The sequence below is a fragment of the Polaromonas sp. YR568 genome (assembly GCF_943369675.1).
Taxonomy (GTDB): domain Bacteria; phylum Pseudomonadota; class Gammaproteobacteria; order Burkholderiales; family Burkholderiaceae_C; genus Polaromonas.
Genome location: NZ_CALROB020000051.1, coordinates 1 through 12213, shown reverse-complemented (window position 1 = coordinate 12213; position 12213 = coordinate 1). Strand labels below are relative to the sequence as shown.

Below are 12213 nucleotides of genomic sequence, written 5' to 3'. Positions count from 1 at the left end.
CACCATGAGCGCCTACGACAAGCTGAAAGCACTGAACATCACCCTGCCCGCCGTGGCGACGCCGGCCGCCGCCTACCTGCCTTTTGTGCAGACCGGCAACCTGGTCTTCCTGAGCGGCCACATCGCCAAGAAGGACGGCAAGGTCCACACCGGCCAGCTGGGCAAAAACATGACGACCGAAGAAGGCAAGGCCGCTGCGCGCGCCGTCGCCATCGACCTGATGGGCACGCTGGAAGGCGCCGTCGGCCTGGGCAAGGTCAAACGCATCGTCAAGCTCATGAGCCTGGTCAATTCCACCGGCGACTACACCGAGCAGCACCTGGTCACCAACGGCGCCAGCGAACTCTTTGCCGAAGTCTTCGGCGACGCCGGCAAGCATGCGCGCAGTGCCTTCGGCGTGGCGCAAATCCCCATGGGCGCCTGCGTCGAGATCGAGCTGATCGCCGAAGTCGGCTGAACCCCGGCCCCTTTTAAATACTCACGCGGCGCGCGATGAGCCGCGCACCTTGAGCGCCCCTGGCAGCAGCAGCTGACGCGGCGCCTCATTGAGGCCCTGCAAGCGTTCAATCAGGCAATGCGCGGCGCTGCGGCCGAGTTCGTCGGTGGGTTGGGCGATGGTGGTGAGGCCGGGGCCTATGAGGGGTGTATTGAAATAAGTGTGGAGGGGTTGACTCCAAACGGACCAGACTTCAGCGCAACCCAACAGTCAACTAACCATCGGACTTGCGAGGGCACTTCTCGATGACTCCATCGTGTTGACGGCAAACAAAGTTTGATGAATCAAACACAAAATGTCCTGGGTCGGACATTCGCGCCGCATGCGCGTCAGAAATTCAAATACCGTTCAGGCTGTCAAAAAAACTGTCCGGAAACCCCTCCAAAAACCGATCGTCAAGCCTGGACTCGTGCGCGTAATTCAAGACACTGAATTGCCGGCGCTAGTCAATCACCCTGTCACAAATTAAAAACGTCGCGGACAAAGTCCGAACGGCGAACCAGGTGTTTTTTTCTGTCTGAAGTGGCTTTATGAGCGAACGAATCCGAAGCGGATTTTGGGTATTTCCACATCGTTTTTTTAGGCAACGCGGGCTTTTGCAACCTACATTTCGCCCCATTCAAAAAAACGAGTCGATGACTCAAGAAGATTTCGGGGAGTTCGTTGGTGGAGGAAAGTTATTCAAAAAAACAAAGGTGTACCCCGTGCTGGCCGTTCATCGCCGCAGTGGCGCTGGCCCTGCCCTATGCGGCCAACGCCCAGTTCGCCGACAACAACATTGAACAGAACCGCGCCCAAGAGCGCGAACGCATCCTGCGCCAGCAGCAGGAGAAAACGCGCGACGAACTCAGGCCGGCGCCGCCGACCCCCAAAGCGGCAAAGCTTGCGAAGGAAGAGCGCTGCGAGGTCGTCAACCAGGTCGGCCTGAAAGTTATCGCCGGCGATCCCAGCCGTGTGTCGGATTGGGACTGGGCGCTCAAGGCGCTGGACGGCCCGGACCATGACGACTCGCCGCTGCGGCGCTGCATCGGCCCCGCCGGCATCGACCTGCTGACCCAGCGCATGCAGGATGCTTTGGTGGCACGCGGTTATACGACCACGCGCGTTCTGCTTGAACAGCAAAACCTCGAAGCAACCCATGCGCTGACGCTGACCGTCATTCCGGGCCGCGTGCGTGCCATCCGCTTTGCGGAACCCGTGAGTCCGCGCGGCAATGCCTGGAATGCGCTTCCCATCAAGCCCGGCGACATGCTGAACCTGCGCGATATGGAGCAAGCCATCGAGAACTTCAGGCGCGTGCCCAGCGCCCAGGCCGAGATTGTGGTCGAGCCGGTCCAGGGGATTCCCGGCCGCAGCGACCTGGTCATCCGCTACCAGCAGGCGCAACCGTTCCGGACATCCCTGTCCCTGGACGACAGCGGCACCAAGGCCACCGGAAAATACCAGGGCGGCCTCACGCTGTCCTATGACAACTGGTGGACACTCAACGACCTGTTTTACGTATCGCTGAACAAAGGGCTGGGCGGCGGCGATGCCGGCGAGCGCGGCACGCGCGGCTACGTGGTGCATTACTCCGTGCCTTTCGGTTATTGGCTGCTGGGCGCGACCGTCAGCAAAAGCAACTACCACCAGCTGGTGCCCGGCCCTTTTGAAGATAACGACTACAGCGGCAACAGCAACAGTGCCGAAGTCAAGCTTTCGCGCATCGTTTACCGCAATGCAAGCGGCAAAACCACGGTCGGCCTCAAAGCCTGGAAACGTGCCTCGAACAACTACATCAACAGCACCGAGGTAGAACCTCAGCGCCGGGTCGAGGGCGGCTGGGAGTTGGGCTTGGGCCACAAGGCCTTCATCGCCGACGCCATTCTGGAAGGCAACCTGGCGTACAAGCGCGGCACCGGCGCCTTCGGTTCGCTGACGGCCCCTGAAGAACAAAACGGCGAAGGCACGTCCCGCTTCGCACTGGTCAGCATGGACGCCAGCCTGACCGTGCCCTTCAAGATTGCGCAGCAAAAGCTCAGCTACACCGCCAGCCTGCGCGGGCAGCACCATCGCACACCGCTCACCTCGCAAGACCGTTTCGGCATTGCCGGGCGCCACAGCATCCGCGGGTTCGACGGGGAATCGTCACTCGCGGGCGACAGCGGCTGGTCCCTGCGCAATGAGTTGAACATTCCGCTGGGCGACTCCGGCCAGAGCTTCTACATCGGCCTGGACCACGGGCGGGTGAGCGGCCCCAGCACCGAATTCGGTGTCGGCAAAAGCCTGACCGGCGCCGTGCTCGGCCTGCGAGGCGCCCTCGGGAAGCTGCAGTACGACCTCTTCGTAGGCGCCCCCGTCAAGAAGCCCGAACTCTTCCAGACGCCGCGCTATACGGCCGGTTTCTCGCTGAATGCGAGCTTTTAAGCCAATCACCCTTCCGCCTTCCCACCTTTATCCCCTGACTGCCGGGCTTTCCCCATGAACAAAAACCTGCACCGCATCATCTTCAACGCCAAACGCGGCCAGCGCATGGCCGTGGCCGAAACCGCGACGGCGCAGGGCAAGACTTCGGGTGGCGAGGCGAGTTCCTCCAGGCATCCGGTGCTTGCGGCCGTGGTCACTGCGGCGCTGGCCGCTTGCGCCTATGCCGCCATCGCGTTTTTTGCGCTTGCCGAAGCGCAGGTCAGGGCTGACGCCACCGCCCCGGGCAACCAGCGCGCCACCGTGCTGGCCGCCCCCAACGGCGTGCCACTCATCAACATCCAGACGCCGAATGCCGCAGGGGTTTCCCGAAATACCTACAGCCAGTTCGACGTCCAGCGCAACGGCGTCATCCTGAACAATAGCCGCACCGCCGTGCAGACCCAGCTCGGCGGCTTTGTCGGCGGCAACCCGTGGATGAACGCTCCCGCCAGTGTCATCCTCAATGAGGTGAACTCCAGCAACCCCAGCCTGCTGCGCGGGTATGTCGAAGTCGCCGGCCAGCGCGCCAGTGTGATCATCGCCAACCCCTCCGGCATCCAGGTCGACGGCGGGGGGTTTATCAACGCCAACCGAGTTACCCTGACCACCGGCACACCGGACTTCAACAGCGGCGGCGGCATCGACAGCTACCGTGTGCGGGGCGGCATGGTCAGCATCACCGGGCTGGGCCTGGATGCCAGCACGGCAGGCTTTACCGAGATTCTTGCGCGGACCGTGGCGATCAATGCCGGCCTTTTTGCCGATCAGTTGCAGATCACCACCGGCGCCAACCAGGTCAACGCTGCCGACCCCAACAGCGCGACACCGATTGCCGGGACCGGCGCCAGGCCGGCTTTTGCGCTGGACGCGGGCGTGCTGTCCGGCATGTACGTCAATTCCATCACCTTCAAGGGCACCGAAGACGGCCTGGACATCGTTCACAAGGGCACTATCGGTGTGGCGGCCAATGCCCTGTTCCAGATCAACGGCGGTGTCAACAACCAGGGCTTCATCCAGGCCCAGGGCAACACCCTGATTCAAGCCAGCGGCAACGTCAGCAACAGCGGCCAGTTGAGCGCTGGCCAGACGTTGATGATCGACACCTCCGCGGCGCTTGACAACAGCGCGGGCAGCCTGAGTGCCGCACGCCTGGACATCAGCGCGGCCAGCCTGGTCAATCGCGGCGGCAGCATTGAGCAGACGGGGGCGCAGGCGCTGAGCCTGCAAAGCCAGAGCGTGTCCAACGCCGCGGGCGGGCAGATCGGGCAGACGCCCGCCGCCGGGACCCCGGCCTCCGGCGGCACGGGCCGCGCGTCGACCGTAACATTGGCCGACGGCGTACTTCGCATCGGCGGCGCCCTGAACAACGATGCGGGGCGCATCAACGCCGCCGGTGCCATGGACCTGAGCACCAGCAACGGCCTGAACAACGACACCGGCACGTTGAGCCTGCGGCAACTCCATGTCGCCGGCGGCAGCGTCAGCAACCAGGGCGGCACCCTGCGCACGCAGGGCGATATGCGCATTGAAGCGGGGCAGGTCCAAAACCAGGGCGGCAGTCTTACCGCCGAAGGCCAGCTCCGGCTCAGCGCGACCGGCATCAACAACCAGGGCGGTGAGATTGTCCAGGCCGGTGCCCAGGACACGGCCATCGCGGTGACCGGACCCGCAGGCGTGCTGGACAACACTCAGGGCCGCATCGCCAGCAGTGGGAACAACCTGGCGGTCTCGGCGCAAACCCTCATCAACACCGACGGCAAGCTTGAACACGCCGGGGCCGGGACGCTGGACATCACTGCCGCCACCCTGAGTGGCCAGCGCGGCAAGATCAGCGGCAACGCTGCCGTGACCCTTAACGCAACGTCCATCAATCAAGACAGTGGCAGCTTGACCGCCGCCCAGCTCACCGTCAATGCAACCACCCTGAGCAACCGCGGAGGGCAGATCACCCAGGCCGGCACGGGCCAGGCGTCCATCACGGCCAGCCAGGGCATAGACAACACCGGCGGCAGCATCACCAGCAAAGGCGGCGCGGCACTCAGCACGGCCACGCTGACCAACAGCCAGGGCAGTATTGCGGCGGAACAGAGCGCTACCATCACGGCCAGCGCCCTGCTCGACAACACCGACGGTGTGCTCGCCACCCTCCAGAACCTGAGCCTTGCAGGCGGCGCCGTCAACAATACCCGGGGCACGCTCCAGGCCGGCGCCGATGCCACGCTCACCGTGGGCGATATCCAGAACACGGCCGGCAGCGTTTACGCGGGCGCGAACCTGAATACGAGCGCGGCCAACGTCAGCAATACCGGCAGCTTCTACGCGGCCGGTAACCAAACCCTCAGTGCCAGTGGCTCCTTGACGAGTAGCGGCGTGGTGGCCTCCCAGGGCAATACCCGGATCACCGCAGGCAGCCTTCAAAGCGCGCAAGGCAGCGTGCTCGGCGCCGGCATCAAGGCCGATGGCGCACTGGCCGCGGGCGGCAAGCTCGACATCACCACCACCCAGAGCCTGGCCGCCAACGGCCAGGTGCTCGCCACGGGCAATGCCACCTTGAGCGGCGCCAGCGTCGATCTCTCGCAGAGTCAGGCCAGCGCCGCCAGTATCACGGCGACCGCGACGGCCGGCGACATCAGCACCCACAATGCCACGGTTTCCACTGCGGGCACCTTGAGCCTCACGGCCAAAGCCGGCAGTGCCCGGAGCCTGGACAACAGCGGCGGCACCCTGAGCGCGGGCCAGCTCGCGCTGGATGCCTCCAACCTCAACAACCAGGGCGGCAAGATCCTCCAGACCGGCACGGGCGACAGCGCCATCACGCTGGCATCCCCCACGGGAACCCTGAACAACAGCGCCGGCCACATCGCCACCAACAGTCAGAACCTGGGCCTCGTGGCGCAGACCTTGACCAACACCGACGGCAAGATCGAACACGCGGGTGCCGGCACCTTGGCCATCACGGCCGGCACCCTGAACGGCCAGCGCGGCCAGGTCATCGGCAATGGTGCGGTGAACGTCAGTGCAAGCGCGATCAACCACGACAACGCCACGCTGACCGCCAAGCAACTCAGCGTCAACGCCACCACATTGAGCAACCGGGCCGGGCAGATCAGCCAGACCGGCACAGGCCAGGCCTCCATCACGGCCAGCCAGAGCATAGACAACACCGGCGGCGTCATCGCCAGCAACGGCAACACCACCGTCAGCACCGCCACCCTGGACAACACACAGGCCCGCATCGCCTCCAGCCAGAGCGCCACTGTCACCGCCGGCACGCAACTGAACAATACCGACGGCGTGCTTGGCGCCACCCAAAACCTGACGCTGGCAGGCGGCGCCATCAACAACACGCGGGGCGCCCTCCAGGCCGGCGGCAATGCCACGCTCACCGTCGGGGATATCCAGAATACTGGCGGCAACATCTACGCAGGCGCCAACCTGGGCGTGAATGCGGCCAACGTCGGCAACACCGGCAGCTTGTATGCGGCCGGCAACCAGACCCTCACCGCCAGCGGGGCCGTCACCAGCAGCGGCCTGATTGCCGCACAAGGCGACGCCACCGTCAGGGCCAACAGCCTGGGCAGCGCTGCGAGCAGCATCCTGGGCGCCGGCATCAAAGCCGACGGCACCTTGGCCGCCGGCGGCAAGCTGGACATCAGCACCACCCAAGGCCTTGCCGCCAACGGGCAGATGCTGGCCGCGGGCAATGCGACCCTGAGCGGCAGCGATGTGGACCTCTCCGGCAGCCAGTTCGGTGCCACCAACATCAGCGCCACGGCGACAAGCGGCGACATCACGACCCGCAACGCCACGGTGTCCACTGCGGGCGCTTTGAGCCTTACCGCAAAGGCCAACAATGCCCAGGCCCTGAACAACAGCAGCGGCATCTTGAACGCGGGCCAGCTCAATCTGGATGTGGCCAACCTGAGCAACCGCAGCGGCCAGATCATCCAGACCGGCACCGGCGACACCACCATCGCCCTCACCTCCCCCACGGGCGCCGTTGACAACACTTCCGGCCGCATCACCACCAACAGCCGGAACCTCACACTGGCCGCCAACACGCTCACCAATATCGACGGCAAGATTGAGCATGCAGGTAGCGGCACTCTGGGCATCACGGCCACTACCGTCAACGGCCAGCGTGGCCAAACCACCAGCAGCGGTGCCCTGTCGCTCAACGCCGGCGCCGTCAACCACGACAGCGCCAGCACCACGGCCCGGCAAATCACCATCGCCGCCGCCAGCCTCAACAACCACGCCGGCGAAATCATACAGACCGGCACGGATGCCACCGGCATCACCGTCACTGCGGCTCTTGACAACAGCGCAGGCAAGATCGCCAGCAAGGGCAACACCACTGTCATCGCCCAAAGCCTCAACAACCAGGGCGGCCTGCTCCAGGCCGCCGGCACGTCCAGCCTGAACGTCACCACCACCGCTGCACTGGACAACAGTGCGAACGGCCAGATCGCAGCAGGCGGCGCCGCCGCCATCAACGCCGGCACGTTCAACAACAACCTGGGCAAGGTAACAGCAGGCACCACCCTCACCGCGACCGTCGCGGGCGCGGCCACCAACACCCAGGGCCTGGTCGCCGCCAACGGCAATACCGCCGTCACCGCCGCCAGCCTCGACAACACCCGAGGCACCGTCGCCTCGGTGCAAAACACGCTTCAAGTCACCACCACAGGCGCCACCACCAACGACAGCGGCCGCATCGAAGCCCTCGGCAGCACGACGCTGACAAACGGCGGCCTGAGCAACACCAAAGCGGCGGGCCAGGCGACGGCCGGCAGCATTACCGGCAACACGGTCAGCCTCCAGACCAACGGCCAGGCGCTCAACAATGTGCAAGGCACCATTGCGGCCGTTCAGGGCGCCACGCTGCAAACCGGCGCCCTCAACAATGACAAAGGGCTGGTCCAGGCCGGTGGCGCATTAGGCATCAACACCCACGGCCAAACCCTGACGAACACGAATGCCGCAGGTTATGCGAACGGCGCGGGCGGCCTCAGCAGCCAGGGCGCCATGATCCTGGGCACGGGCGCGCTCAACAACGCCGCGGGCTTTATCGGCGCCAAGGGTGCCTTGACCGCCAACACGGCGAATGCCAGCAACACGGCCGGCGGCCTGGTCGTGAGCGAGTCCACGGTCACCGTCACCGGGACCGGCTTTGACAACCAGGGCGGCCAGGTCCAGGCACTCGGCGATGTCTCTCTCACAACCACGGGCACCATCAACAATGCCGGCGGCCTGGTCCGCAGCGCGGGAACCGCCTCACTCAGCGGCGCCGCCGTCGTCAACAGCAATACACTGGGCAACAACAACCAAGGCATCGAAGGCAACAACGTCACCGTCACCGCCACCACCATCGCGAATGACAGCGGCGCCATCCGAGCCGACAACAACGCCACGCTCACCAGCAGCGGCACCGTCAACAACAACGCCGGCCTCATCAGCGCCGGCAACACCGCCACGGTGCAGGACAACGCTGCCATCCGCTCATTGGCCATCACCAACACGGCCGGCACCATCATCGCGGGGAAAAACACCAATATCAAGGCCGCCAGCCTGGGCGGCGACGGCAAAGTCCTTTCGCGCAAGGACCTGAAGGTCGACCTCACCGCAGACTTCAACAATACGGGCGAAGTCAGCGCCGCCAACAATGCCACTGTCACCACCCTGGGAACCCTGACGAACAACGGCACGCTGCAGGCCGGCGCCACCCTGGACGTCACGGCCGCCACCATCAACAACGGCGCCGCCGGCAAGATGGCCGCTTCCACCCTCAAACTGACCGCCACCGACGTCCACACCCTGATCAACCGCGGCCTGATCGACAGCGTGAACACGCAGATCAACACCGTCACCCTGAACAACCTGGGCACCGGGCGCATTTACGGCGACACCGTGGGCATTGCGGCCACCACCGTGAACAACGATGCGGAAAACGGCGTGGCCGCCACCATCGCCGCGCGCCAGCGCCTGGACATAGGCGCGGCCAGCGTCAACAACCGCAACGGCGCGCTGATCTTCAGCAGCGGCACCGGAGCCAATGCGCTCAATATCGGCGGGGCGCTGGATGCCGGTGGGCATGCCATAGGCCAGGCCGGCACGGTTAACAACAGCGGCAGCACCATCGAGTCCCTCGGGGGCCTTGGCATCAACGCCGGCCAGATCAACAACACCAACCCTAATTTCTCCTACGCCCTGCAAGGCGGCGGCGCTGGTAGCGGCCCGGTCAGGGAGTTTGTGACCGTCTGGGGCACGTTCAGCAGTGCCGACGGTGCCTGGAGCTTGGGCACGGACGCGCTGACCTGGATACCGCAGGGGGGAGGCATCTTTTTAGGGGCCACGCCCGGCAGCCTGGTCGGCCGCGCGCCAACCGGGCAAGCCATGGTCATTCCGCCGGGCACCACCTATTCGGCGCCCGTCTACCAGCGCATGTTCAACACGCCTGATGTGGTGCTGAACGGGGTGATCTATCCGGTCGCCGTCGTGCCGCCCGACCCGTCCGTATGGGCGCTCTTCGGGCTGACTGTGCCAGCGGGCAGCCCGCCCGCCGCGCCCAAGCCCGTAGGCTATTGCCCCGGCACCAATTGCAGCAACGGCGACCAGTCCGACGCCACCTTTGTTAATCCCGACCCGGGGGAAGTTGCCGCCTGGGAAGCCGCAGCAGCCCCATGGCGGGCCTTGCAGGCCGCCATTGACGACGCGCGTGCCACCATCGCCGCCACGGCCATCCCCATCGAGGGTTTCCGTGACTACACCTCAACAGCGCAGAGCGCCGTCATTACCCAGAGCACCCCCGGCCGCATCCTGAGCTCGGGCGCCATGACCCTGAACGCCTCCGCATCCCTCGTCAACGACCAGAGCCAGATCATCGCGGGTGGCGCGCTCAACATCACCGGCCAGGCTGTGACCAACAGCGCCCGCACCATCAGCGTCAATGCCCAGCGCACTGGTACGGCCTATGCGTGGAGCAACTTCGACGAAGGTTGTGGCGGCATGGGTGGCTGCGACTACAACTACAGTGCCTACCGCAGTGCGCCTTATGTGCAGGATGTGCCGCAAACCATCACGCTCAACGTCGCCCGCAGCCAGAGCCTGCTGTCCCCGGCCGGCCAGGGGCTGGCGTCAGGAACGCAGCTGGCCAGTGCCAGCGTGGGCAGTGTCACCGCCACGCCCGGCGCCATCGGCACGCCTGGCGCCGCCGCGCGCAGTGCCGGCATCATCGAGGTGGTTGCGAATGTCAACAGCGTGGGCGCCCCCGTCGGCGGCGCGCCCGCAGCGATTGGTGGTGTCGCCGGGCCAGGCGCCGCCAACTACGGCGCTGCGCTGCAGGCGGCCGTCGGCTCCGCAGGCGGCGCCGCGGCGCAAAGCGCGAACGGGGCCAGTGCCGGCAACACGTCATCCCTGGGCAATCTGTCGCAGGCCGGCCTGACCATCCCAGGCAGCCAGCCGGTGGTGATTCGCACCGTGGCACCCAACACCGTCCTGCCCACGGCCAGCCTGTTCCGCACCAACCCCAACCCGGCGCTCAACTATGTGGTCGAGACCGATCCCGCGTTTGCCAACTACCGCAACTGGCTCTCCAGCGACTACCTGCTCACGGCCATGAGCCTGGACCCGGCCGCCACGCAGAAACGCCTGGGCGATGGTTTCTACGAACAGCGCCTGGTCAATGAACAGGTCGCGCTGCTCACCGGCAGGCGCTTCCTGGACGGCTACAGCAGTGAAGAAGCACAATACCAGGCCCTGATGAATGCGGGCAAGACCTTCGCCCAGCAATACCAGCTGCGCCCCGGCATCTCCCTGAGCGCCGCGCAAATGGCCGCACTCACCAGCGACATCGTCTGGCTGGTCGAGCAAACCATCACCCTGCCCGATGGGAGCACAACACGGGCCCTGGTGCCGCAGGTTTACGCACGCGCCCAAGCTGGCGATCTGGACGGTGCAGGCACCCTGCTGGCCGGCGAGGTCACCAACCTCAACCTGACAGGCGACATCAACAACACCGGCACAGTGGCCGGCCGCACCATCGTCAACCTGACCGCCGAGAACGTCAACAACCTGGGCGGTCGCATCAGCGGCAATACCGTCAATGTGGCGGCCAACAATGACCTCAACAACATAGGCGGGCAGATAGACGCTGCCAACAGCCTCACCGCCACGGCCGGCCGCGACCTCAACATCGCCAGCACCACCAGCAGCGCCAGCAACTACACCGAAGGCAGCACTGTCAACAACTTCAGCCACACCGGCATGGACCGGATCGCGGGCCTGTATGTGACCAACCCGAACGGAACCCTGGTCGCCAGCGCCGGGCGCGACGTCAACGTCATTGCCGGCCTGATCCAGAGCCAGGGCGACGCCACCGTTCAGGCCGTCAACAACCTCAATCTCGGGACCGTCTCCACCAGCAGCAGCGCCAGCATCGTGCGTGGCGTAGGCACCGACTACCTAGAAGACCGACAAAGCGCCGACGTGGGAAGCCAGATCCAGGCCGCCGGCAACCTGACTCTGGCCGCCGGCCGCGACCTCAACGCCAAAGCCGCCAATGTGCAGGCCGGAGGCGACCTCATCGCCCTCGCCGGCAACAACATCAACATCACCAACGGCCGGCAAACCAACAGCGCCAGCTTCGGCATGACCAGCAACGACGGCGATTTCTTCAACTCGACCAGCACCACCGAGCGCCGCAGCGGCGAACAGGCCAACGCGGTGGGCTCCAGTTTCGGCGGCAAAACCGTCACGGCGGTGGCTGGCAATGACATCACCGTAACCGGCTCCAACGTCATCAGCGATGCCGGTACCACGCTGGCAGCTGGACGGAACCTCACCATTGAGGCCGCGACCAACACCAGCAAATCAAGTGAGTTCAAGGAAACCAAAGAATCGGGCTTGATGAGCAGCGGTGGAGTCGGCGTCACCATCGGCTCACAAGAGCAATCGATTGACCAGCGAACCACCGGTACCACCGCCGCCGCCAGCACCGTGGGCAGCATAGGCGGCAACATCAACCTGCAGGCCGGCAATTCCTACAAGCAGATCGGCAGCGACGTGCAGGCGCCGGGCGGTGACATCACCATCGTGGCCAAGAAGGTGGGCATCGTCGAAGCTCGCGAAACCAGCCAGACGGTGGCGGAGCAGAAGTTCAAGCAATCAGGCCTGAGCTTTGAGGTCGTCTCCCCGGTCATCAGCGCCATGCAGGCCGTGCAGCAACAAAGCGAGGCTGCGGGCAATACCAGCGACGGCCGTATGAAGGGCCT

3 protein-coding genes and 1 pseudogene are annotated in these 12213 nt (G+C 65.1%); 3 read left to right on the top strand and 1 reads right to left on the bottom strand.

The window, feature by feature from the left end; genetic code table 11:
* The first annotated feature begins 4 nt into the window (after positions 1 to 4).
* Positions 5 to 457: a RidA family protein gene (locus ACLV8F_RS21190; protein ID WP_411886182.1), complete on the top strand. Its 453-nt coding sequence runs from the start codon at positions 5 to 7 to the stop codon at positions 455 to 457.
* 21 nt (positions 458 to 478) lie between these two features.
* Here the strand turns inward: ACLV8F_RS21190 and ACLV8F_RS21185 are convergent.
* Positions 479 to 640, bottom strand: a pseudogene (locus tag ACLV8F_RS21185) (substrate-binding domain-containing protein); the annotation flags it as partial.
* A gap of 582 nt (positions 641 to 1222) precedes the next feature.
* Here ACLV8F_RS21185 and ACLV8F_RS21180 point away from each other — a divergent pair.
* Entirely contained in the window at positions 1223 to 2902 is a 1680-nt protein-coding gene (locus ACLV8F_RS21180) for a ShlB/FhaC/HecB family hemolysin secretion/activation protein (RefSeq protein ID WP_411886181.1), read from the top strand.
* Between the two features lie 54 nt (positions 2903 to 2956).
* Positions 2957 to 12213: filamentous hemagglutinin N-terminal domain-containing protein (locus tag ACLV8F_RS21175; RefSeq protein WP_411886180.1), on the top strand; the 9257-nt coding region annotated here is incomplete at its 3' end.

Coding starts and splice junctions, on each gene's coding strand:
- ACLV8F_RS21190 (WP_411886182.1), top strand. CDS start 5: ATGAGCGCCTACGACAAGCTGAAAGCACTGAACATCACCCTGCCCGCC.